This is a genomic window from Blastococcus sp. DSM 46786 (genome assembly GCF_900109665.1).
GTDB classification, from domain to species: domain Bacteria; phylum Actinomycetota; class Actinomycetes; order Mycobacteriales; family Geodermatophilaceae; genus Blastococcus; species Blastococcus carthaginiensis.
Map to the genome: position 1 here is coordinate 248929 of NZ_FOAO01000002.1, position 22465 is coordinate 271393.

Genomic DNA, 22465 nt, shown 5'->3' on the forward strand with positions numbered 1-22465 from the left:
GACTACCGCCCCGACCTCGGTCGGGGGCCTGGAGCCGTGTTGTGCTTCTCGCCGCGAGGCGGCCGTCATCCGGTCCGGACCTGTACGCACGAGAGCCCCCGCCCTTCCCGGGCGGGGGCTCTCGCGTTCGCCGAGCCGGTCGGCTCAGTAGGTCTCCTCCGTGGTGCTCCGGTGCGCCGGACCACCTGCTGCCGGGTCGCCGTAGGCGTCGGTCCGGGTGACCCGGCGCTGGCGCGGCCCCCAGACGGCCAGCTCCAGGACGATGCCCAGCGCACCGACGATCATCAGGATCCAGCCGACGACCTGCAGGTCGACGCCGCTGACGTCCACGCGCAGGGCGAAGGTGAGGATCGCGCCGAGGGCGAGCAGCACGATGGCGGTTCCGAGTCGCATGACCAACTCCTCCGGTGGCGGTCGGCGGGGCGCCGACCTGCGGCGCTCGCCGCGGGGGCAGCGGTTTCCCGCGCGCCGGCCGGTCAACCGGTCCCGGCCCCGATGTCACCCTCACGGGTGGATCTGAGGCCCCCTTAGGCACAGGTGCCCACCGGGAACGGCGTGGTCGCCCGATGCCCGGCCCCCCGCCTCAGCACGAACGTTCCTCTCGTCCGCACCGATGAGAGGAACGACCATGACGTACCCCAACCCCGGACTCGAGGCCGAGCTCGCCTACCGCCGCGAGGTCCTCCAGCACCTCGGCCGCAGCACCAGCACCCGGCGCGGTCCCTGGCTCCGCCGGCCCCGGCGTTCGCGCTGAGCACACCCCGGCCGGGTGGTGCCGGCCCCGATCGGTCACCCCCGCGTGCCACGATCCCTGCCGTGTCACGCTGGGACGACGCCCCGCTCGTGGGCCGGGCCGAGGAGCTCGCCCGCCTGCTCGCGCAGGTGGAGCGGGCCGTCGCCGGCCGGGCGTGCGCGACGCTGCTCGCCGGCGACGCCGGCGTCGGCAAGACCCGGCTGCTCGACGAGCTGGGCCGGCGGGCGGCCGAGCGCGGGCTGCGGGTGCTCACCGGGCACTGCGTCGACCTCGGCGACGTCGGGCTGCCCTACCTGCCCTTCGTCGACCTCCTCCGCCCGCTCGCGGCCGACCCCGAGCTCGTGCCGGCGGCCCGGTCGAACCCCGTCCTGACCGGCTTCCTCGCCGGCCACCCGGGCGCGGTCGTCCCGGTGCCGCCCCCGAGCGAGGGCCTGGACCTCGGCCGCCCCCTGCCGCACCGGGCCGCGCCGCAGCCGGTCGACGACGGGCGGCTGCAGCTGTTCGAGTCGGTCGCCGCGCTGCTCTGCGAGCTGGCCGCGGCCGGCCCGCTGCTCGTCGTGCTGGAGGACGTGCACTGGGCCGACCGGTCCAGCCGTGACCTGCTGCGCTACCTGCTGGCCCGGCTGGTCGACGAGCCGGTCGCCGTCGTCGTCTCCTACCGCGCCGACGACCTCCACCGCCGGCACCCGCTGCGTCCTCTTCTCGCCGAGCTCGTGCGGCTGCCGGGCGTCGAGCGGCTGGACCTGGCGCCGCTGCCGGATGCCGCCGTCGGTGACCTGGTCCGGGGGCTGGCGACCGGCGGCATCCCAGCGAGCGCCGTCGACGACGTCGTCGCCCGCGCGGAGGGCAACGCCTTCTACGCCGAGGAGCTGCTGGCCGCGCGGCTGCAGGGGGAGGCGCTCCCGCTCGCGCTGACCGACGTCCTGCTGACGCGCGTGGAGCAGCGCTCCCCGGCCGCCCAGCAGGTGCTGCGGATCGCGGCGGTCGCCGGCCGCCGGGTGCGCCACGAGCTGGTCGCCGCCGTGGGCGAGCTGGGCAGCGGCGAACTGGAGGAGGCGTTCGCCGAGGCCGTGCACCACCACCTCCTCGTCGTCTCCGACGACGGCCGCTACCGGTTCCGGCACGCCCTGCTGCGGGAGGCGGTGCTGGCCGACCTGCTCCCGGGGGAGCGGGTGCGCCTGCACGCCGCGATCGCCGCGTACCTGGCGAGCGAGCCCGCCGCGGGGACGGCGGCGGAGCGAGCCCACCACGCCCGGGAGAGCAACGACCTGGCCGGCGCGTTCGGCGCCTCGCTGGAGGCGGCGGCCGATGCCTGCTGCGTCGGTGCCCCGGCCGAGCAGCTGCAGCACCTGGAATCCGCGCTGGCGCTCTGGTCGGCGGTGCCCGACGCCGTCGAGCGCGCGGGCCGCGACCAGGCCGCCCTGCTGCTGGAGACCGCCGGGGCGGCACGGACCGTCGGGGAACTGCACCGCGCCGTCGCCCTGCTGCGCTCGGCGCTCCAGGTGCTCGAGCCGGACGCCGATGCGGTGAGGCGCGCCCGGGTGCACTACACGCTGGCCCAGGCCATGGTCCGCGTCGAGGACGAGTCCGGGGCCCACCGCGAGAGCGCGGCAGCGATGGCGCTGGTCCCGGCGCACCCGCCGTCGGAGGTGCGCACCTGGGCGGCGGCCACGCACGCCCGGATGAGCTACGCGGTCGGCCGGGCGGAGGAGGCCGAGGCCGCCGCCGACGAGGCGCTCGCGGCGGCGGACGCGCTCGGGCTCGACGGCGCCTGGTCCGACATCGCGGTCACCCAGCTGCGGGCGCACCCGGGGGCCGAGCCGGAACGGGTGCGGGCCCGCCTGGACGAGGCGCTGCTCCGGTCGCGCCGGTCCGGCGACCTCGACGTCGAGATGCGGGTGCTGTTCAACCTCGCCACGGTCGCCTTCGAGGCAGGCCGGATCGACGAGGCGCTGAGCTGGACGCGGCGTGGGACGCGACGGGCGCGTGACCTCGGCGGCGACTGGTCCTACTACGCGGCCGAGCTGCGGCACCTGCAGGTGACGGCGCTCTACATGTCCGGCGACTGGGACGGGAGCCTCGCCGAGGCCGATCTGCTGGCCCGCGTGCCCGAGATGGCTGCCCACGTGCGTGCGGACGGGCTGCTCGTCCTGGTGGGCCGGGGCGATCCGCGGGCGCGTGAGCGGGTCGACTGGGCCCGCGGACTCATCCCGCGGCTGCGTGCCCACATCCTGCTCGACCTCGTCACGGCCGCATCGGAGATCGACCTGGCCGCCTGGCACGGGGACGCGCAGACCGCCCTGGACGTCGCCCTCGCGGCCTGCCGGCGGCTGCAGCAGGAGTGGGAGGACGACCACCTCGGCGTGCTCCGGTTGGTCGGCACGGCCCTGGCGCCGGTGGCCGACGCCGCGGCCACGGCGCGGCGGGACGGGGACGCCGGCGCCACCGAGCGCTGGGTACGAGCCGGCGAGGAGCTCGTCGTGATGGCCCGCTCCGGCGTCGAGGTCTACCGGGGCAACTACGGCGACACGATGGGTGTCGAGGCGAGGGCCTGGCAGGCCCGGGTGGAGGCCGAGGCGGCCCGGCTGCACGGGGACGCCGCGCCCGAGCTGTGGCGGGCGGCGGTGGAGGCCTTCGGGTTCGGGCACGTCTACGAGGAGGCGCGGTCCCTCCGGCGGCTTGCCGAGGCGCTGCTGGCCACCGGCGACCGGGCCGGGGCGGCGGAGCAGGCGCGTGCCGCGCACGAGGTCGCCGCCCGGCTGGGCGCCCGGCCGCTGCGGGAGGCGGTCGAGGCGCTGGTCCGGCGAGGCAGGCTGGACGTCCACCTGCCCGGGGTGCGGGCGGTCGACCCGGCCGCGGTGCTCACGCCTCGGGAGCAGTCGGTGCTGGCGCTGCTGGCCAAAGGCCGCACCAACCGGCAGATCGGCGCGGAGCTGTACATCAGCGAGAAGACCGCCAGCGTGCACGTCAGCAACATCCTGGCCAAGTTCGGCGCGCGCGGCCGCACCGAGGCAGTCGCGATCGCCGCCGCCCGGGGCCTGCTGGCCGGCCCGTGATGTTCCACGTCACCTCGTCCTCGAACCGCGCGTCGATCCTGGAACACGGGCTCGACTGGCGCCGGATGGGGACAGCCCCGGGCATCGCGGGCAGCCCGGCGCCCGAGCAGGAGGGGTGCTTCCTCGCTCCCGACGAATGGACGGCGGACTGGTTCGTCGACATGAACAACACCGGCGGCCCGGTCGACGTCTGGGTCGTAGAGGGGGTCGACCCGGCCGACCTGGTGACCTCCGGGGAGGGATACGACTACTTCCCGGGCGTCATCCCAGCCGATCGCCTCCGGCTGGTTCGTGCAGACGTCCCACCGGTCGACGACCGAGCGTTCTAGAGCATCGTGCGGAGGCGCTCCCGGCGGGCACGCAGCACGTCGACCGACGCCGACGCCGACGGCGGACCGGGCACCTGCTGGCGCAGCTGGCTGTGCACCACCGCCTGCGGCTGGGAGGTGCGCGCCGCCACGCGGTTGACCAGCTTGTTGATCTCTCGGCGCAGCTCGGCGGCGTCGCGCCACGAGCGGCCGGCGTCGTCCTCGTCCGGGTGATCCTCGACGACCATGAAGTCGTCGGCGTCGTTCCGGTGGCTCTGCGCGATGCGCAGCCGCAGCTCGTCGTCCCGCTTGGCCAGCAACGACGCCGTCTGCTCGGGCGTGAGCAGGCCCGGGATGCCGAGGAAGTCCTCCTCCTCGGGGGCGACGACGGTGGCCGGCCGGCCCTCACCGGTGTGCGCCGTCCCGCCGTGCAGCACGTGCGCGAAGCGGGCGTCGGCCTCCAGCGCCTCCCACTGCTTCATCTCGCCCTCCCGCGGCTCCCGGGGCGGCAGGTCGAGCGCCTCGAGCTCCTCCTCCGGCTGGCTCCGGGGCGGCGGCATGACGTGGTTGCGCTGCTCCTCCATCGAGGCGGCCAGCGACAGCAGTGGGCGGACGGCGGGCAGGAACACCGTCGCCGATTCGTGCGACGCCCGGGAGCGGACGACGCGGCCGACGGCCTGGGCGAAGAACAGCGGCGTCCGGTAGGAGGTCATCCACGCGAGGACGGCGGCGCGCGGGACGTCGACGCCCTCGGAGATCATGCGGACGCAGACGGCGATGCGGGCCGAGCCGGTCGCGAACCGCTCGATCTTCTTCGACGCCTTCGGGTCGTCCGAGAGGATCAGCTCCGGCGCCTTGCCGGTCACCCGCCGCACGATCTTGGCGTAGTCGCGGGCGTCGTCCTGGTCGCTGGCGAGGATCAGCCCGGCGGCGTCGGGCATGCCGCCCTCCTCGCGCAGGTGGGTGATCCGGTCGTCCATCGCGGCGATGACGTGCGGCACCCACTGGCCCTTGGGGTCCAGGGCGGTGCGCCAGGCCTGCATCTCCACCGACCTGGTGCCGGCTTCGCTCAGCGACGCGGCGACCACCTCGCCCGCGGAGTTCCGCCAGCGGGAGGTGCCGGTGTAGGCGGCGAAGACGACCGGGCGGACGACGTTGTCGGCCAGCGCCTCCTTGTAGCCGTAGGTGTAGTCGGCGCGGCTGACCAGGCCGCCGGCCTCGCCCTCGAAGGTGTCCTCCTCGTACCGGACGAAGGGGATGCGCTCGTCGGGCTTGGTGCGGAACGGCGTCCCGGTGAGGCAGAGCCGGCGGGCGGCCATGCCGTACGCCTCCTCGACGGCCTCGCCCCAGGAGAGCCCGTCGCCGGCGTGGTGCACCTCGTCGAGGATGACCAGCGACTTGACGGCGGTGGCGCGGGCGGCGTGCAGCATCGGCTTGCCCGCCACCTGCGCGTACGTCGTGACGTAGCCCTGGGTGCCGGCGCGGACCGGGCCGACGGCGTTGGTCAGGTTCGGGTCGAGGACGATGCCCATCGCGTCGGCTGCCTCGGCCCACTGCAGCCGCAGGTGGTCGGTCGGGGCGACGACGATCACGCGGGCGACCTCCCGCCGCGACAGCAGCCGGGCTGCCAGCGTCAGGGCGAAGGTCGTCTTCCCGGCGCCCGGCGTAGCGGTGACCAGGAAGTCCTTGGGGGATGCCTCCTCGTACTGGCCGAGGGCGGCCTGCTGCCATGCCCGGAGCGGTCGGCTGGTCGTCTGCGGGGCCCGGGCCGCCGCTGCTGCTGCAGTCGCCATGTCGGGGCCCATTCTGATCGGCGGCCGGGCAACACGCCCAACGGGGGCTTCCCGCGCGCCACCGCCGTCGGGACGTATGGCGACCTGTCGCCGAGCCTCTGACCAGGGTGTTTGCCGACGCCGTCCGGCCGCTGTGGCGATCGTCATGGCCGGAACGGACCGGCTCGTCACTCCCGCCGGCCCCGGTGATCCCAGGCGTCCCCGGCTGCATCGCGACGGCTTGACAGACTCCGCCGGTGCCCCCGCTGCGCTGGCTGACCGACCCGGACCACGTGACCCCGCGGATGCGGGCACACCTGGTCACCTGCTGGCGGGACGTGGTCAACGGCGGCGGAGCGGTCGGCTTCGCCCGGCAGGTGCCGGTGGACGACGACGTCGTCGCGCCGGTCGTCGACCACCTGGTCGACGGCCTCGACCCGCGGCTGCGCCGGCTCCTCGTCGCGCAGCACGAGGGCGGGCTCGCCGGCTGGCTGGTGCTGACGGGGAACGTCGACCCGGTCGCCGCGCACTGGGGCCGGGTGACGCACGTGCAGACGTCGCCGGCCGCCCGGGGGTGTGGGGTGGGTGGCGCGTTGATGGGCGAGGTGGCGCGGGCGGCGCGCGACGACCTCGGCCTGGACTCGCTGCGGCTCGAGGTGCGCGGCGGGATGGGGCTGGAGTCCTTCTACGGGCGGTACGGGTGGGTCGTCACCGGTCGCTGGCCCGGTGCGCTGCAGATCGCCCCGGAAGACCGGCGGGACGAGGTGCTGATGGGGCTGGACCTGCGGTGGGGCTGAGATCCAGAAATGTCGGTGATCGAACGTATGTTCGATGCATGGCGGAGAGGGTGCGGGCGGACGACGCCGATGCCGGTGCACCGGCGGCCGGGTGGGCGTCGGGCCCGCTCGGCGCGGTCCAGGCCGCCGACCGGGAGATCGCCCGGCAGACGGCGCTGCGGGCCCGGGCGATCGCCGATTTCGCCGCCACCCGGCCCTCCTCCGCGGACCGGCAGCCCGGCGAGCCGGGTGCCATGAGCGCCGACCGCCGGGCCTCGCGCGCGGAGGTGCTGTCCAGAGTCAGCGAGTGGGCGACGCACGAGCTTTCCCTCGCCCTGTCCCGCACCTCCCAGTCGGCGGAGGCGCTGCTCACCCGGTCCCTCACGCTCGTGCACCGGTTGCCGCAGACGCTGGACGCCCTCGAGGCGGGGGCGCTCCACGACGGTCACCTGTGGCCGATGCTCGGCACCGTCGCGCCGATCGCCGACGACAGGATCCGGGCCGAGGTGGAGGCCGAGCTGCTCGCCTGGGCCGCCCGCCGGGTCACCACCCCGGCGCAGCTGGGTGACAAGGCGCGCCGGGTCGTGCTCCGGCGGGACGCCCGGGACGCCGCCGGCCGGCTGACCCGTGCCCTCCGCGAGCGCGGCGTCTCCGTCCGGCCCGGTGCTGCCGACGGGACGGCCGTGCTGAGCGCGCTGCTCTCCGTGCCGGAGGCACAGGCGCTCCTCGACGCGCTGGGCCGGTACGCCGACGCCCTCGAGCCCACCCCCGACGACCGGCGCACCCGTGGGCAGAAGATGGCCGACTGCCTGCTCGACCTGGTGCTTCGGCCGGGGGAGAACGGCCTCCCGCCCGTGCAGGCGCAGCTCACCCTGGTGGCCGGTGTGCGCACCGTGCTGGGTGGCGACCAGCCGGGGGAGATCAACGGCCAGGTGGTGCCGGCCGAGATGGTGCGGGCTCTCGCCCGCGCGCTGGGCCTCCTGCCCGACCCCGCGGCACCGGCACCGGCACCGGCACCCACGGAGCCGGACGAGACCGCGCCGCCGGACGCGACCGCGGAGCCGCCCGCAGCCGAGGAGCCGGACGAGACCTGGTCGCCCGGCACCCGCCCACCGGACGCGTGGGAAGAGGAAGCCCTCGCCGACTGGTGGGCCGCCACCGAGGCGCGGGTGCTGGAGGAGTGGGGTGGTGCGGAGGACCCGCCACCCGAGGAGCAAGCCCGGTTCTGGGAGAAAGCGGCCCGCTGGGAGGCGATGCCGGCCGCGGTGGACGTCCTCCCGTGGCTGGACCCTGCCTGGACCGCGGACGACGACCCGTGGTCGGAGCCCGGTCCCGAGCGGGGCTCCGGCCCTGCGCCCGCCGGCGCACCGACGCCCGACCTCCGGCCCAGCCCTGCCCTCGCCGACGCGCCTGGGCTCGGGTCCTGGGCGGTGGCCGACCGTGCGGTCGAAGCCGCGGGAGCTGTCCTGCTCGAACTGGAGCGGGCGGTGGGGCAGGCGAGAGGTGCGGTGGCGGCCGCTGAGGTGGCTGACGCGGAGGACGAATCCGCCTGGCAGATGAGCGCGGAAGGGCGGTCGTCCTCGGCCTGTGACGCGCTCACCGCACTCGGAGCCGCGACGCAGGCTCATCGCACCGCACTCGCCGAGCTGCTCGGCCGGACCGGTGGCGGTGGGCTGGTCGACCGCCCGCGGATCGCCCTCGTCGACGAGCTGACGGGCGCACTGGTGGCGCTCACCGACGCCGATGAACTCCGCCGGCGGTCCCGGTGCGAGGCCGGCGCCTGCCGGCGGGACCCGGCCCGCTGCACCCACGACCTGAGCGCCCTGCCCGGCCTCGGCGCTCCGCCGCCGACCGACGGGTACCGGCCAGGCGCCCGGCTCGACCGGTTCCTGCGGGCCCGCGACCGTCGGTGCCGGTTCGCCGGCTGCCGCCGGCCGGTACCCCGGGGCGGCGAGCTGGATCACGACCGGCCCTGGCCCGAAGGGGAGACGAGTGCGGCGAACCTGGTCGGCTACTGCACCCCGCACCACCGCGGCAAGCACCAGGCGCCGGGGTGGCAGCACGAGCTGGCCGACGACGGCACGCTCACCGTGACCACCCCCAGCGGTTTGGTGGCTTCGACGTCCCCGCCGCCGTTCTGATGCGCGCCCGCGGCAGCGGCTACGGTGCGGGCGCATGACGCGGTTCGTGATCGACGCACCGACCCTGCTGCATCTGGTCGCCGAGCGCGTCGACGTCGCGCCAGACCACCAGCTGGTCGCCCCCCAGGTCCTGCGCTCCCAGGCGCTCGAGCTGCTCTTCGCCGCCGTCTCCCGAGGTGAGCTCACCGAGGCCGACGCGCTCGAGCGTCACGACACGATGACCCGGGTCAAGGTCCGGTCGCTCGGTGACCGGGTCTCACGACGAGTCGCCCGGCAGATCGCTCGCGAGCACGGCCTGGCCTCGACGACCTACGCCGAATACCTGGCTGTCACCCGGCTGCAGGCCGACGTGTTCGTATCCGTCGATCCAGCAGCCCGGGCTCGGGCCCAGGATGTCGTCCCCGTCGGCTCTGTCGATCAGTTGTCGACCGGGATCGGGTGAGGCGAGCGCTCAGTCGGCCGGCTCGTCCACCCAGTCGGGGCCGTTGACCTCACCCGGGCCGGCCAGGTCGGCGGCGTCGACGATCGTGTAGGCGTAGCCCTGCTCGGCGAGGAAGCGCTGCCGGTGGGCGGCGTACTCGCTGTCGAGGGTGTCGCGGCTGACCACGGTGTAGAAGTGCGCCTGCCGCCCGTCGGCCTTGGGCCGCAGCACCCGGCCGAGCCGCTGCGCCTCCTCCTGGCGCGACCCGAACGTCCCCGACACCTGCACCGCGACCGCGGCCTCGGGCAGGTCGATGGAGAAGTTCGCGACCTTCGAGACGACGAGGGTCTTGATCTCCCCGACCCGGAAGGCCTGGAACAGCCGCTCCCGCTCCTTGTTCGTCGTCGACCCCTGGATCACCGGGGCGTCGAGCGCCTCACCCAGCGCCTCGAGCTGGTCGAGGTAGGCGCCGATGACCAGCTTCTGCTCGTCGGGGTGCCGGTCGAGCACTCGGCGGATCACCGGCAGCTTCGACGTCGCGGTCGCCGCGATCCGGTAGCGCTCCTCGGGTTCGGCGACGGCGTAGGTCATCCGCTCCTCGTCGTCGAGCGCGACCCGCACCTCCACGCACTCGGCCGGCGCGATGTAGCCCTGCTGCTCGATGTCCTTCCACGGGGCGTCGTAGCGCTTGGGCCCGATGAGCGAGAAGACGTCGTCCTCCCGCCCGTCCTCGCGCACGAGCGTCGCGGTCAACCCCAGCCGGCGGCGGGACTGCAGGTCGGCGGTCAGCCGGAAGATCGGCGCGGGCAGCAGGTGGACCTCGTCGTAGACGATCAGGCCCCAGTCCTGTGCGTCGAAGAGGTCCAGGTGCCGGTACTCGCCCTTCCGGCGGGTGGTGATCACCTGGTAGGTCGCGATGGTGACCGGCCGGATCTCCTTGCGCTCGCCGGAGTACTCGCCGATCTCCTCATCGGTCAGCGTCGTGCGCGCGATCAGCTCGCGCTTCCACTGCCGCCCCGAGACGGTGTTGGTCACCAGGATCAGCGTGGTCGCCTTCGCCTCGGCCATCGCCGCGGCGCCGACCAGCGTCTTGCCCGCACCGCAGGGCAGCACGACGACGCCCGAGCCGCCGGCCCAGAAGCCGTCCACGGCCTCCTGCTGGTAGTCCCGCAGCTGCCAGCTGTCCTGCTCCAGGAAGATCGGGTGCGCCTGCCCGTCGACGTAGCCGGCGAGGTCCTCGGCCGGCCAGCCGATCTTGAGCAGCGCCTGCTTGAGCCGGCCACGCTCCGAGGGGTGGACGACGACGCTGTCGGCGTCGATCCGGGCGCCCAGCATCGGGGCGACCTTCTTGGACCGGACGACCTCCTCCAGCACCGCCCGGTCGGTGGAGCTCAGCACCAGCCCGTGCACCGGGTCGTTCTGCAGGGTCAGCCGGCCGAAGCGGTCCATCGTGTCGGCGACGTCGACCAGCAGCGCGTGCGGCACGGGGTAGCGCGAGTAGCGCACCAGGGCGTCGACGACCTGCTCGGCGTCGTGCCCGGCGGCGCGCGCGTTCCACAGCGCCAGCGGCGTCACGCGGTAGGTGTGCACGTGCTCGGGGGAGCGCTCCAGCTCCGCGAAGGGCGCGATCGCGGCGCGGCAGTCACGGGCCAGCGGGTGGTCGACCTCGAGCAGCAGGGTCTTGTCCGACTGGACGATCAGGGGGCCGTCAGGCACGCGTCAACTCTCTCCATGGGATGCGGACTGCCCACGGTAACGCCGGGGGACGACGCGACCTTCCCTCTCACGGGGGTCGGGGGACGACGCGGGCGCCGATAGGTTGGCCGGCATGGGCTCGGGGCGGTGGTGGTTCGTCGCGGGGGCCGCCGCCTGCGCGGCGGCCTGGACCTGGTCGCTGGCCAGGCTGCCCGAGCGGGTGCCGGTCCACTTCGGGGGCGCCGGCGACCCGGACCGGTGGGCCGGCCGCGCGGAGGCGCTGTGGACCTCCGGGTTGCTGGCGCTGGGCATGGCACTGCTCTTCGCCGGCCTGGTGGTGATGGTCCACCGAGCGCCCGCCCACCTGTTCGACGTGCCGCACCCCGAGTACTGGAAGCGCCCCGAGCGCCTGCCGCGCCTGCGGGCCCTCGTGGCCGACGACCTGTGGTGGATCGGCGCCTGGACGCTGCTGCTGATCGCCGCGGTGCAGGTGCTCGTGGTCCGCGCCGCGCGATCGGCCGACCCCCGGCTCGACGGCTGGGCCTTCGCCGTCCTCGGGCTCTACCTGCTGGCGGTCCTCGGCCGGGTCGGCTGGATGCTCACCCGCCGCTACGCCGTGCCGGATCCGGGCTGACGGCGAGCTCGACCCGCACCCGGTCGCCGGCCCGCAACCCCTCGGCGGCCCGCACCGGCTTCTTCACCGGCAGCACGAAGGAGCCGCTCCGCGCGTCGGGGAACACCGACGTCTGCCACGAGGTGCCGCCGACGGTGGCGGTGACGCGCACGGAGCCGAAGCCGGCGCGCGCGGCCGCGCCGAGCTCCCGCACGTCGTCGGCGACCTCCGGCGGCAGGGTGAGGAAGTGCCACCCGGCCGGGCCGTCGTGCAGCCAGAGGACGGCGGTGAACGTCTCGGTCACGGCGGCACGGTAGGCCGCCCCACCGACGGGACGGTCAGCTCGCGTCGTCCTCCACCAGGGCCACCGACGTGATGCGGTGGACGGCGAAGGTGCGGCTCTCCCCGCGTCGCTCGTCGTAGCCCTGCAGGAAGCCCCCGGCCAGCGAGACCGGCTGCACCACGCGCTGGCTGCCGCTGCCCTGGGCGTCCACGTACCCCAGCCACACCGGCACACCCTCCCGGACCGCCCGTGACAAGAGCTCCAGCGTCGACGCCGTCGTCACCCCGGGCACCTGGCGCACCGCCTCGCCGCGGCGTGCGGCGAGGGCCGCGTCACCGGCACGGATCTCCCGCACCGTCGTGTCCAGGTCGGCCCCGCTCAGCGGTCGCGGCGCGGACGGCGGCTCGGCGCCGCGGCGGCCGGCGGCGCGCGGCCGGGCCGGCGGCCGGGTGAGCACCGCCCCGCCCGGGTGCTCGCCGGCCGGGGCGTAACCGGCCTCGCGCAGCACGGTGAGCACCTCGTCGGCGCCCAGCCCGCTGACGAGCACCCCCGGGGCCAGCCGGCGCAGCTCGGCGGCCGCGGTGCGCCGGTCGCCGAGCACCTGGGAGAGCAGCCCGTGGTCGTCGGAGCGCACGTAGGACTCGATCGACCCCACCCGCAGCCGCCCGTGCTGGCGAGCCACGTCGTCGACCAGGTAGTCCAGCGCCTGGGGGACCGGGGTGCGGGACGCCTTCGCGAAGAAGTCGTGCAGGTCCGGCGCCGACCAGCCTGCGTCCAGCGCCCGGCGGACCGAGGGCTCCGACACCCGGAACACCGTCGCCCCGCCGGAGGACTCGACGTCGGCGACGACCGAGAGGGTGTCGGCCAGGTCGGCGACCAGCGGCCCCGGGGCGATCAGCGAGAGGTCCGGCTGGGCGAGCACGTGGTCGACCGGCTCGGGCAGCAGCCCGCGCACGCCGTCGGCGGCGCCGTCCTCCCCGGTGGCGAGCAGCCCGCGGCCGCCGGTGGAGGGCACCCCGCCCACGAGCACGCCCAGCCGCGCGGCCTCGGCCAGCATGTCGGGCACCGGCGCCAGCCGGTCGGCCCGGCGCGGGGTGCGCCAGCGCAGCAGCGCGACGAGCTCGTCGGGCGGCAGCCCGGAACCCGGCGGCAGCTCGGCGAGCACGGCCAGCGCCGACCGGCGGATCGCCGGCGCGGTGTGCCGCACCAGGTCGGGGGAGAGCGGGTTGGCGGCCTTGCCGGCCACATCGCGCACGCCCACCAGGGAGGGCAACCGGACGGCGCCCAGCCACCCGGCGGCCAGCACCGCCCAGCGGTCGGCGAGGTCCTGTTCCCGCCAGACGTCGTAGGCGCGGGTGGGCAGCCACTCGTCGCGGTGCGGCCCGCCGACGTCGAGCAGCCCGGCGGCGTGCGCCAGCTCCAGCAGCCAGGCGGCGTCGGGCTCGGCCACCTTGAGCGTCTTGGCCAGCCGCTTCTGGTCGCGGACGCCCACCCCGCCGCTGCGCAGCAGCCCGGCCGCCTCCTCCTCCAGCAGCGCCAGCAGCTCGCCGACCCGCCCGACCTGCTCCAGCGCCGCACCGGCGGACTGCCGGTCCACCGCCTGCGGGTCGCGCGTCACCGGAGCGGGCTCCGGCCGCCGCCGCGGCGGTCCGTAGGGCCGGTCGCCGCGCAGCAGCAGCCCCAGCTCGCGGGGGAGCTCGACGTTCAGCGCGTCGATGCGGGCCAGCAGGCCCCGCTGCAGCAGCCGCCGCGCCGGGGTGGCCCCGCCGTTCGGCGCCTCGGGGAGGTGCCCGACCGGGCGGTCGCCGGCCAGCCGCTCCAGGACGGCGCGCTCCTCGGGATCCAGCTCGGCGACGGCGGCGGGCAGGTCCGCGGGCAGCTGCAGCCGCAGGTCGACCGCCCGGCGGCCCAGCCCGGCGGGGTGCCGGACGGCGCGGCGCACCGGGTCGGGGGCGTGCAGGACGTCGTCGCCCCACAGCAGCGCCTGCGTGGTGAGCGCCTCGACGGCGGCCTCGACCACCTCGTCGGGCACCTCCGGCAGCGCGGCGACCAGCGCGTCGGGCGGCATCCCGTCGGTGGGCGCCAGCAGGACGGCGTCGAGCACCTGCAGCGTCGCGGCGTCGAGCTCGTCGAGGGCGCGGTCGACCGACACCGGGACGGCGAGCCGGCTGGCCAGCGCGACGACGTCGGAGGGGGCGGGGCGGGCGACGTCGGGCCGGGCCGCCAGCAACGCGCGCAGCTGCTCGTCGCTGCGGGTGCGCAACCAGGCGGCGAGCGTCGCAGGGGCTTCCGTGGACATCCGTTCCACGCTACGTCGCCGTCCCCGCGGACGCTGCTGCCAGCATGGGCCCATGCACCCCGCGAGTGACGACCCCGCCACCCGGACCGCCCTGGCCGCCCTCCAGGTCGGGGCGCTGCGCTGGCTGGGCGGCGGCGCCATCGCCGTCGTCCTCGGCGTCCTGCTCGGCCTCGCCACCGTGACGTTGGCCGGGGAGGACGGCCGGCGGGTGCCCGGTGCCGGGCTCGCCGTCCTCGCCCTCGTCCTCGGCGGGCTGGCCGCCGTCGTCGTCGGCGCCGGCGCGTTGCTGCGCACCCGCCGCTGGCGGCGGGCGCTGGCCGGCACCACGTGGCGCACGGGGCAGCTCTACGTCGCCGGGCCCGCGGTGCTCTCCTTCGAGCCCGACGGCGGGGACGACGCCGTGCACCTGCGGCTGCTGAGCACCGCGATCTGGCGCACCCGCGCGGTGCAGGCCCTCGACGGGGCCGGCGTGCTCGCCGCACCGGTCGGGCCCGGGCAGTGGGTGTTCACCGCCGAGGGAGCGGGCACCCTCTACGGGGCCCGCGTCACCGCTCGCGGGCGCTGACCGCGACACCACCGCCACCACGGGGGGCGGTGGCGCGCGGTCGGCAGGTCGGTCAGGAGAAGATGTCGGGCAACAGTGCACCGCGCGGTGCACCCGCTACCGCACACGGAGGCGTCATGGCCAAGCGCAACGAGAAGCACGCGCACCTGGTGGAACCCACCTGGGGCGAGTCCGACGGCGGTGGCCCGCCGATCACCGAGCTCTCCGCCTCGGTCGCCGGTGGGCTGTCGCCGTTCGGCGAGGACCACGGCTTCCCGCTCCCGGCCGACCGGCTGCGCTACGCCCACCCGACGGACAAGCCCAACCGGGCCGGCGTCCAGACCGCAGAGGGTCGGCGGCGGTGACCGCGCCCGCGCTGCCGTCCTACAGCAGCGGGACCTCCACGGTCCCCCTGCTCGGCGACACGATCGGGGCGAACCTGGATCGGACGGCGGCGCGGGTGGGTGACCACGAGGCGCTCGTCGAGTGCGCCTCGGGCCGCCGCTGGACCTATCCGCAGCTCGTCGCCGACGTCGACGCCTGCGCCCTCGGGCTGGACGCCCTCGGCGTCGGCAAGGGCGACCGGGTCGGCATCTGGGCGCCCAACTGCGCCGAGTGGGTGTTCGTCCAGTACGCGACGGCGAAGCTCGGCGCGATCCTGGTCAACATCAACCCGGCCTACCGCACCCACGAGCTCGCCTACGTGCTGGAGCAGGCCGGCATCTCGGTGCTGGTGAGCGCGCCGGAGTTCAAGACCAGCGACTACCGCGCGATGGTCGCCGAGGTCCGGGGGGACTGCCCCGCGCTGCGCGAGGTGCTGTTCCTCGGCTCCCCGGAGTGGGAGCGACTGGTGGACACCGGCCGGGCCGCCGACCGGGCCATGCTGGCCGAGCGCGAGGCTTCTCTGTCGGCCGACGACCCGATCAACATCCAGTACACGTCCGGGACCACCGGCTTCCCGAAGGGCGCCACCCTCACCCACCACAACCTGCTCAACAACGGGTTCTTCGTGGGGGAGGGCTGCGGCTACACCGAGGCCGACCGGGTCTGCATCCCGGTGCCCTACTACCACTGCTTCGGCATGGGGATGGGCAACCTCGGCGCCACTTCGCACGGCGCCACGATGGTCATCCCGGCACCCGGCTTCGACCCCGCGCTGACGCTGCAGGCGGTGCAGGACGAGCGCTGCACCTCGCTCTACGGCGTCCCGACGATGTTCATCGCGGAGCTCGGCCTGCCGAACTTCGCCGAGTACGACCTCTCCTCCCTGCGCACCGGGATCATGGCCGGCTCCCCGTGCCCGGTGGAGGTGATGAAGCGGGTCGTCGCCGAGATGGGCATGACCGACGTGACCATCTGCTACGGCATGACCGAGACCAGCCCCGTGTCCACCCAGACCGGCGCCGACGACGACCTCGACCGCCGCACCTCCACCGTCGGCCGCGTGCACCCGCACCTCGAGGTGAAGGTCGTCGACCCGGTCACCGGCCTCACCGTGCCCCGCGGCACGCCGGGGGAGTTCTGCACCCGCGGCTACTCGGTGATGCTCGGCTACTGGGAGGAGCCGGAGAAGACCGCCGAGGCGATCGACGCCGCACGGTGGATGCACACCGGCGACCTCGCCGTCATGGACGAGGCCGGCTACCTGAACATCGTCGGCCGGATCAAGGACATGGTGATCCGGGGCGGCGAGAACGTGTACCCGCGGGAGATCGAGGAGTTCCTCTACACCCACCCCGACGTCGTCGACGCCCAGGTCATCGGCGTCCCCGACGAGCGGTACGGGGAGGAGCTCATGGCCTGGGTGCGGCTGCGCGAGGGCGCCGAGCCGCTCACCGCGGAGGCCCTGCGGGAGTTCTGCGCCGGCCGGCTGGCCCACTACAAGGTGCCGCGGTACGTGAAGGTCGTCGACGAGTTCCCGATGACCGTCACCGGCAAGGTCCGCAAGGTCGAGATGCGCCAGGTCGCGGTCGCCGATCTCGGGCTGGAGTCCGCGGCGGCGGTGCGGAACGCCTAGACGCGGGCGGTGCTGCCCGGCGCCAGCTTGATGATCAGCTTCGACAGCAGGGAGCCCGCGACCACCCAGATCAGCGCGGCCAGCGCGGCGTTGACCGCCTCGGCGACCTCCGGGTCCGACGGCGTGAACAGGTCGCGGGTGAACCAGCCGAACGAGTCGCGCCAGCCGGCCGCGAACTGCACGAGGACGTTCCCCGGGTTGGCCTCGAAGAGCACGAAGACCGCGTGGACGACGATGACCGCGGCGATGACCGCGAACACCGTGCGCACGACCGTGGCGACCAGCGACAGGATGCGGACGGCTCCGGGCATGCGGTCATGATCCACTGCGCGGTGCGCCACCGCGACCCCTCCCCGCTGCTCAGCCGGCCGCGACCCGGACCACGAGCGCCCGGTGGTCCGACAGCGGCAGCCGCACCGCCTCGGCCGGGCCGTCCGCCCGCAGGTCACCGCGCACCAGCACGTGGTCCAGCTGCCGCGACGGCCGCGGCGCCGGGAAGGTGGCCGCCGTCGCCACCGGCGTCAGCCCGCTGTTCCGGGCGGCGGCGCGCGGCTGCATGTTCAGGTCGCCCATGAGCACCAGCGGCTCCGGTGTGCCCTCGAGCGAGCGCACCAGGGTGCGCAGCTGGTGGCCGTTCCACCGCGGGATGAACGACAGGTGGGTGTTGGCCACGGTGAACCGCCCGGCCGGGCCGTCGACGACGGCGGCGACGGCCACCCGCGGTTCGTCGCGGGCCAGGAACGGCCGCCGCGAATCCGGCGACCACAGCGGCACGCTCACCCGCAGCGACGCCAGCCGGACCACCCGCCAGGAGACGACGGGGTGGCGGGAGAGCAGCGAGATCCCGTAGCTCGCCGAGCCGGGCTGCTCGTCGCCGGTGGCCGCCATCCAGGTGCCGCCGGGCGTCCCGGAGAGCGCGGCGACGAACTGCGAGTCGACCGCCCCCATCGCCTCGGCGGCGACGGCGGTGAGGTCCGCGCCGAGCGAGCGCGGCTGGTCGCGGTCGACCTCCTGCAGGCCGAGCACGTCGGCATCCAGGCTCTTCACCGCCGCGGCCAGCCGGTCGACGTCGACCCGGCCGTCGTCGAGCGAGCGTCCGTGCAGGATGTTGAAGGTCGCGATGCGCACCCGGTCCCTGTGCCCCGCGGCCCGCCGGATCTACCCCTCCGTGTGCCGGCGGCGCCCGCGGGTAGCAGGCGCTGGGTGCAGACGTCTCCCCGCGAGCAGGTGCGCGACCTGCTGAAGCGCACCGCCGTCGCGCTGAAGCAGGCCGACGTGCCGTTCGCGCTGTGCGGCGGCTACGCCGCCTGGGTGCGCGGTGCTCCCGAGCCCGACCACGACGCCGACTTCCTGGTGCCGGCGGGCGAGGCGGAGCGGGCGGCGAAGGCGCTGGCCGACGCCGGCCTGCAGGTCGTCGACCCCGCGGAGGACTGGCTGCTCAAGGTCGAGCGGGACGACGTCTTCGTGGACGTCCTCTGGCGCACCTGCGGGCGACCGGTGGAGACCGACCTGGTCGACCGCGCCGAGGTCCTGCCGGTGCTCTCCGTGCAGATGCCGGTCATGGCGCCGACCGACATCCTCGTCTCCAAGCTGATGGCGCTGGACGAGCACTACTGCGACCTCGCGCGGCTGCTGCCGGTGGCCCGGGCGCTGCGCGAGCAGGTCGACTGGGACCGGGTGGCGGCCGAGGTGGCGGAGAACGACTTCGCCGTCGTCTTCCTGCACCTGCTGGACCGGCTGGGGATCGTGCCGGGGGTCAGCCGGGGATGAGGACGGCGACGGCGGCCGCGGCGCCGGTGAGCAGCACGGTCCCGGTCACCGCGCGGGCGGCCCAGGGTGCGGCGACGGCCCGGTCACCGGCCACCCGGCGCTGCACCTGGCGGTAGCGGGCCGGCGCGAGCCCGCCGAGCACCCCGAGCCCGGCCAGCGCGGCGACGCCCGCGAGGACCAGCAGCGCCGGCCGGCCGAGGTGCACCGCCCGGTGCCCCACCAGCCCGGCCACGGCCAGCAGCCCCAGGCCGGTGCGCTGCCAGGACAGGGCCGTGCGCTCGGGCTGGGTCTCCACGGGCACGGTCACCCGTGCAGCACCTCCACGCCCACGAGGACGCCGACGACGACCACCACCGCCGCGACGGCTGCGACCGCGGCCGGGACGAGCCGGCTGGCCGGGAGCGCACGCCCGTCCGCGATCGCCGCCTCGTTGACCCGCCAGCGGCGGTAGCCGGCCAGCGCGACACCCAGGCCGATGAGGACCAGCCCGAGCGCGACCGCGGAGCTGCCCCAGCGGACCCCGAGGTCGGGGGCGTAGGTGGCGACGGCCACGCCGCCGGCGACCAGCGCCAGCCCGGTCCGCAGCCAGGCCAGCAGCGTGCGCTCGTTGGCGAGGGTGAAGCGGTAGTCGGGGTGGTCGGGCACCGGCCCAGCGTAGGGACGCGCCCGGAATCGGCAGGTCGGCGCGGCGCCACGGCGGCTAACCTGTCCACCAGCGGCGTCCTGCCGCGTCGACCGTCCGGCCAGCGCGCCGCGCCACAGCGAGGAACTGAGGGATCCACCGTGCCCACCGGCAGAGTGAAGTGGTTCAACGCGGAGAAGGGCTTCGGCTTCCTGTCCCGCGAGGACGGTCCCGACGTCTTCGTGCACAAGGACGCGCTCCCGGCCGGCACCGACCTCAAGCCCGGTCAGCGGGTGGAGTTCGGCATCGTCGCCGGCCGCCGCGGCGACCAGGCGCTGCAGGTGCGCCTGCTGGACCCGCTGCCATCGGTGGCGGCCACCGTCGCCGCGGCGTCGCGCAAGAAGCCCGACGAGCTGGTCCCGATCGTCGAGGACCTGATCAAGCTGCTCGACGACGTCTCCGAGGGCCTGCGGCACGGCCGCTACCCCGACCGGGGCCACGCCCGGAAGGTGGCCGCCGTGCTGCGCGCGGTCGCCACCGACCTGGAGGGCTGAACGCCGCTCAGCTCCCCAGGTCGCCACCGGCGCGCAGGAAGCCGACCGGCCAGGCCGCGGTGAACTCGCCGCAGTCGCCGCCGGCGTCCTCGACCACCACCAGGTAGAAGGCGGGCGGGACGACGTCGGAGGAGCTGATCCCGTCGAACCTCTCCGTGCCCGCGGGGACGTCGACCTCGCCGATCAGCTCCTCCAACGACTCGTCGAACACCTGCACCTGCCACCCGCGCTCGGCGATCGACTCCGGCACGGTCAGCGTGATCGTGGTGTCCGGGGAGACCTCGACCACCGGCGGGCGCGCGCTGTAGCGCTGCCCCTCGCCGTCCAGGCAGTACTGGGTCGGCGCGGCGGTGACGTCCTGGCTGCCGGCCTGCACCCGGACGTCCTGCGGGGTCGCGGGCTCGCCGGCGCAGGCGGTCAGCGACCCGGCGGCGCAGAGGGCGAGCAGCAGGGCGGGGCGGGGCGTTCTCACGACCACGACGGTCCCACCGGCGTCGTCGGCGCATCCGGGGCCCCCGTCGTCCCCGGCGCGGGACGGCTGCGGTAGAGGCTCCACAGGATCAGCCCCACGGCCAGCACGAGCAGGGCCGCCGCGACGGTGAACCCGATCCAGCCCGTCGGCGGGAGGGCGATGCCGAGCGCCCCGCCGGCCACCCACGCCAGCTGCAGCACCGTCTCGGAGCGGGCGAACGCCGAGGCGCGCAGGCTCTCGGGCACCTCCCGCTGGATGATCGCGTCGAGCGACACCTTGCCCAGCGCGTTCGCCACGGCGGAGACGCCGGCGACCAGCACCGCCATGCCGAACCCGTAGAAGACCGCGGCCAGCACCGTCACCACCGCGGCGGCGGAGGCGGCGTGCAGCACCAGCCGGTCGGGGGCCGCGGAGTGCAGCCGCGACCCGACCGCCGTCCCCGTGAAGCTGCCGAGCCCGGCCGCGGCGGCCAGCGCGCCGAGGGCGAGGGTGGCCGACCAGCCGTCGGCGAACGTTGCCTGCACCAGGAAGGCGGCGAAGATGGTGAGGAACCCGCCCAGGCCGCGCAGCGCCGCGTTGGCCCGCAGCGCCAGCACCACGTGCGGGGTCACCCGCCGCCGGCGGCCCGGGACCGGGATCTCGGTGGTGCTGAGCACGTCGGCGGGCTCCTCGCCCGCGGGCACGTCGACGTGCCGGGGGAGCCGGACGGTGAGCACCGCGCCGGCCAGGAAGACCGCCGCGGTGGCCCACAGCTCCCAGTCGAAGCCGATCAGCGCGGCCACCCCGGCGCCCAGCCCGCCGGCGACCCCGGCCGTGACGAGGCCGAACACCGACAGCCGTGCGTTCGCCGAGGTCAGCGACATCGCACCGGGCAGCACGCGGGGGACCACCGCCGCCCGCAGCACGTTGTGCGCCTTGGAGAGCACGAGGACGCCGAGCGCCGCCGGGTAGAGCCACAGGTCGTCGAAGTGCCGGGCCATGACCAGGGCCAGCACCGCCCGCCCGCCCAGCGAGACCGCCAGCGCCCACCGCCGACCGCGCTGCAGCCGGTCCAGGGCGGGGCCGATGACCGGCGCCAGCAGCGCGAACGGCGCCATGGTCACCAGCAGGTAGAGCGCGACGTTGCCGCGCTGGGCGTCGGTGGTGGCCGCGAAGAAGAGCGTGCCGGCGAGCGAGACGGCGATCATCGCGTCGCCGGCCATGTGCAGGGCGTTCACCCACAGCAGCTGGGTCAGCCCGCTCTCGCCCGCGCCGTCGGCCCGGCTCGCGGCGCGGACCCGGCGCGCGGCGGCGGTGGTCAGCTCGCGGCTGCGGGCGGCGGCGACCCGGGTGACGGTGACCTTCGGGGCGGGCGCCGGCATCGGCCGGGTCTGCGGCCGCGGGACGCCCAGCGGGGTCGTGTCCACCGGAGGCGCCGCCCCCTGCCCGTCCGTCCGCGGCCACCGGCGGGCACCGGCGGGACGGCGGGATGAGGGCACGCCGCCCATGGTGCCGCACCGGGCCGGGAGTGCGGTCGGAGACGCCGGGCCGGCCGTCCGCCACAATGGGCGTCGTGTCCGACTCCTCCGCGCCCGTCCGGCCCGCCTCCGCAGCGGCCGAGCCGCTGACCGCCGCGATCGAGCCGGCCCGGGCGGCGGCCGTCGAGACGGCCGGCGCCGCCGATCTGGTGGGGGAGCACCTGGGCGCGACGGCGGAGGCCGTCGGGCCCGCCGAGCTCGGCGAGGTGCTCACCCACACCTTCGCCAGCCGGCTCCCCGGCTACACGGGCTGGCACTGGGCGGTCACCATCGCCCGGGCGTCCGGCGAGGAGCAGGTCACCGTCGACGAGGTGGTGCTGCTCCCGGGCGACCAGGCGCTGCTCGCGCCGGCGTGGGTGCCGTGGCACGAGCGGCTGCGCCCGGGCGACCTCTCGGTGGGCGACGTCCTGCCGGCCACCGAGGACGACACCCGGCTGGTGCCGGCGTACACGGCCGACGACGACTCCGCCGACGACCCCGAAGGGCGCGTCGTCGCCCGCGAGGTCGGCCTCGGCCGGGAGCGGGTCATGTCGCAGGAGGGCCGGTCGGAGGCCGTCGCCCGCTGGGCATCGGGGGAGTTCGGCCCGACCTCGCCGATGGCCCGGCAGGCCCCCGGGCCCTGCGCGACCTGCGGCTTCTACCTGCCCCTGGCCGGCTCGCTCCGCCAGATGGTCGGCGCCTGCGGCAACGCCTACGCCCCGGGTGAGGGGCGGGTCGTGGCGGCCGACTACGGCTGCGGTGCGCACAGCCAGGCGACGCTCGTCGTCGTCCAGGACACCGAGGTGGTCACCTCGGCGCGCTACGACACCTCGGAGTACGACGTCCTGGGCGACTGACCGCCGGGCGGCCGA

At 75.6% G+C, this 22465-nt stretch carries 23 protein-coding genes and 1 pseudogene; 13 read left to right on the forward strand and 11 right to left on the reverse strand.

Annotated features, from left to right (window positions below; genetic code table 11):
• Window positions 1–144 precede the first annotated feature (144 nt).
• Window positions 145–393: a DUF6458 family protein gene (locus BMW62_RS03245; protein ID WP_091929384.1), complete on the reverse strand. Its 249-nt coding sequence runs from the start codon at window positions 391–393 to the stop codon at window positions 145–147.
• Window positions 394–628: 235 nt separating this feature from the next.
• On the opposite strand from BMW62_RS03245, the gene BMW62_RS23390 reads away from it, so the two are divergent.
• The 3 genes from BMW62_RS23390 to BMW62_RS03255 all read left to right on the forward strand — a co-directional run bounded on the left by BMW62_RS23390 (window position 629) and on the right by BMW62_RS03255 (window position 4139).
• Entirely contained in the window at window positions 629–754 is a 126-nt protein-coding gene (locus BMW62_RS23390) for a hypothetical protein (protein WP_280138605.1), read from the forward strand.
• A 62-nt stretch (window positions 755–816) separates the two neighbouring features.
• Complete coding sequence (locus tag BMW62_RS03250; RefSeq protein ID WP_091929385.1) at window positions 817–3810, forward strand: helix-turn-helix transcriptional regulator; 2994 nt, start codon at window positions 817–819, stop codon at window positions 3808–3810.
• A gap of 65 nt (window positions 3811–3875) precedes the next feature.
• The gene (locus BMW62_RS03255; protein WP_091929487.1) at window positions 3876–4139 is read left to right on the forward strand and encodes a hypothetical protein; all 264 of its coding nucleotides are present in this window, start codon (window positions 3876–3878) and stop codon (window positions 4137–4139) included.
• On the opposite strand, the gene BMW62_RS03260 is transcribed toward BMW62_RS03255, so the two are convergent.
• Window positions 4136–5911: a DEAD/DEAH box helicase gene (locus BMW62_RS03260; RefSeq protein ID WP_091929488.1), complete on the reverse strand. Its 1776-nt coding sequence runs from the start codon at window positions 5909–5911 to the stop codon at window positions 4136–4138. The genes BMW62_RS03255 and BMW62_RS03260 overlap by 4 nt on opposite strands.
• Before the next feature lie 236 nt (window positions 5912–6147).
• Between BMW62_RS03260 and BMW62_RS03265 the strand changes: the two genes are divergently transcribed.
• From BMW62_RS03265 to BMW62_RS03275, 3 genes are read left to right on the forward strand one after another with little or no spacing between them, the layout of a single operon-like run.
• Window positions 6148–6687 carry a GNAT family N-acetyltransferase gene (locus tag BMW62_RS03265; protein ID WP_211434954.1) on the forward strand — a complete coding sequence of 180 codons (540 nt, stop codon included), beginning with the start codon at window positions 6148–6150 and terminating at the stop codon, window positions 6685–6687.
• Window positions 6688–6725: 38 nt separating this feature from the next.
• Window positions 6726–8807, forward strand: coding sequence for an HNH endonuclease signature motif containing protein (locus BMW62_RS03270; protein WP_091929386.1), 2082 nt, complete (start codon window positions 6726–6728; stop codon window positions 8805–8807).
• Between the two features lie 46 nt (window positions 8808–8853).
• A complete protein-coding gene (locus BMW62_RS03275; RefSeq protein WP_139206180.1) occupies window positions 8854–9249 on the forward strand; it encodes a hypothetical protein in 396 nt (131 codons plus the stop codon).
• A gap of 9 nt (window positions 9250–9258) precedes the next feature.
• Here the strand turns inward: BMW62_RS03275 and BMW62_RS03280 are convergent, their stop codons facing one another.
• Window positions 9259–10944: a DNA repair helicase XPB gene (locus BMW62_RS03280; RefSeq protein WP_091929388.1), complete on the reverse strand. Its 1686-nt coding sequence runs from the start codon at window positions 10942–10944 to the stop codon at window positions 9259–9261.
• A gap of 112 nt (window positions 10945–11056) precedes the next feature.
• On the opposite strand from BMW62_RS03280, the gene BMW62_RS03285 reads away from it, so the two are divergent.
• The gene (locus BMW62_RS03285; protein WP_091929389.1) at window positions 11057–11557 is read left to right on the forward strand and encodes a DUF1648 domain-containing protein; all 501 of its coding nucleotides are present in this window, start codon (window positions 11057–11059) and stop codon (window positions 11555–11557) included.
• Here the strand turns inward: BMW62_RS03285 and BMW62_RS03290 are convergent.
• Window positions 11523–11840, reverse strand: coding sequence for a DUF1905 domain-containing protein (locus BMW62_RS03290; protein WP_091929390.1), 318 nt, complete (start codon window positions 11838–11840; stop codon window positions 11523–11525). The two genes, BMW62_RS03285 and BMW62_RS03290, sit on opposite strands and share 35 nt — an antisense overlap.
• A 34-nt stretch (window positions 11841–11874) precedes the next feature.
• Window positions 11875–14118, reverse strand: a complete 2244-nt coding sequence (locus tag BMW62_RS03295; RefSeq protein WP_091929391.1) for a helicase C-terminal domain-containing protein — start codon at window positions 14116–14118, stop codon at window positions 11875–11877.
• A 52-nt stretch (window positions 14119–14170) separates the two neighbouring features.
• Between BMW62_RS03295 and BMW62_RS03300 the strand changes: the two genes are divergently transcribed.
• The 3 genes from BMW62_RS03300 (at window position 14171) to BMW62_RS03310 (ending at window position 16679) form a co-directional block, all read left to right on the forward strand.
• Window positions 14171–14683 carry a hypothetical protein gene (locus BMW62_RS03300; RefSeq protein WP_091929392.1) on the forward strand — a complete coding sequence of 171 codons (513 nt, stop codon included), beginning with the start codon at window positions 14171–14173 and terminating at the stop codon, window positions 14681–14683.
• Between the two features lie 116 nt (window positions 14684–14799).
• Window positions 14800–15027: a hypothetical protein gene (locus BMW62_RS03305; RefSeq protein ID WP_091929393.1), complete on the forward strand. Its 228-nt coding sequence runs from the start codon at window positions 14800–14802 to the stop codon at window positions 15025–15027.
• Window positions 15024–16679, forward strand: coding sequence for an AMP-binding protein (locus tag BMW62_RS03310; RefSeq protein WP_091929394.1), 1656 nt, complete (start codon window positions 15024–15026; stop codon window positions 16677–16679). Before BMW62_RS03305 ends, BMW62_RS03310 begins: the two co-directional genes overlap by 4 nt.
• Here the strand turns inward: BMW62_RS03310 and BMW62_RS03315 are convergent.
• Both BMW62_RS03315 and BMW62_RS03320 read right to left on the reverse strand, forming a co-directional pair.
• Window positions 16676–16990, reverse strand: coding sequence for a hypothetical protein (locus BMW62_RS03315; protein ID WP_091929395.1), 315 nt, complete (start codon window positions 16988–16990; stop codon window positions 16676–16678). The genes BMW62_RS03310 and BMW62_RS03315 overlap by 4 nt on opposite strands.
• A gap of 49 nt (window positions 16991–17039) precedes the next feature.
• Entirely contained in the window at window positions 17040–17807 is a 768-nt protein-coding gene (locus BMW62_RS03320) for an endonuclease/exonuclease/phosphatase family protein (protein ID WP_091929396.1), read from the reverse strand.
• 75 nt (window positions 17808–17882) lie between these two features.
• Here BMW62_RS03320 and BMW62_RS03325 point away from each other — a divergent pair, with 75 nt between their 5' ends.
• A complete protein-coding gene (locus tag BMW62_RS03325; RefSeq protein ID WP_091929397.1) occupies window positions 17883–18449 on the forward strand; it encodes a nucleotidyltransferase family protein in 567 nt (188 codons plus the stop codon).
• Here the strand turns inward: BMW62_RS03325 and BMW62_RS03330 are convergent.
• Both BMW62_RS03330 and BMW62_RS03335 read right to left on the reverse strand, forming a co-directional pair.
• A complete protein-coding gene (locus BMW62_RS03330) occupies window positions 18436–18756 on the reverse strand; it encodes a DUF202 domain-containing protein (protein ID WP_244523807.1) in 321 nt (106 codons plus the stop codon). The genes BMW62_RS03325 and BMW62_RS03330 overlap by 14 nt on opposite strands.
• Complete coding sequence (locus BMW62_RS03335) at window positions 18753–19094, reverse strand: YidH family protein (protein ID WP_091929398.1); 342 nt, start codon at window positions 19092–19094, stop codon at window positions 18753–18755. The genes BMW62_RS03330 and BMW62_RS03335 overlap by 4 nt, the downstream gene beginning before the upstream one ends.
• Before the next feature lie 138 nt (window positions 19095–19232).
• On the opposite strand from BMW62_RS03335, the pseudogene BMW62_RS23080 reads away from it, so the two are divergent.
• A pseudogene (locus BMW62_RS23080) lies at window positions 19233–19418 on the forward strand (cold-shock protein); the annotation flags it as partial.
• 214 nt (window positions 19419–19632) lie between these two features.
• On the opposite strand, the gene BMW62_RS03345 reads toward BMW62_RS23080, so the two are convergent.
• Together BMW62_RS03345 and BMW62_RS03350 are read right to left on the reverse strand one after the other, a co-directional pair.
• A complete protein-coding gene (locus BMW62_RS03345) occupies window positions 19633–20097 on the reverse strand; it encodes a DUF2771 family protein (RefSeq protein ID WP_244523808.1) in 465 nt (154 codons plus the stop codon).
• On the reverse strand, window positions 20094–21503 hold the full coding sequence (locus BMW62_RS03350; RefSeq protein WP_244523809.1) for an MFS transporter: 1410 nt from the start codon (window positions 21501–21503) through the stop codon (window positions 20094–20096). The genes BMW62_RS03345 and BMW62_RS03350 overlap by 4 nt, the downstream gene beginning before the upstream one ends.
• Before the next feature lie 137 nt (window positions 21504–21640).
• On the opposite strand from BMW62_RS03350, the gene BMW62_RS03355 reads away from it, so the two are divergent.
• The gene (locus BMW62_RS03355; RefSeq protein ID WP_244523810.1) at window positions 21641–22450 is read left to right on the forward strand and encodes a DUF3027 domain-containing protein; all 810 of its coding nucleotides are present in this window, start codon (window positions 21641–21643) and stop codon (window positions 22448–22450) included.
• Window positions 22451–22465: the final 15 nt, after the last annotated feature.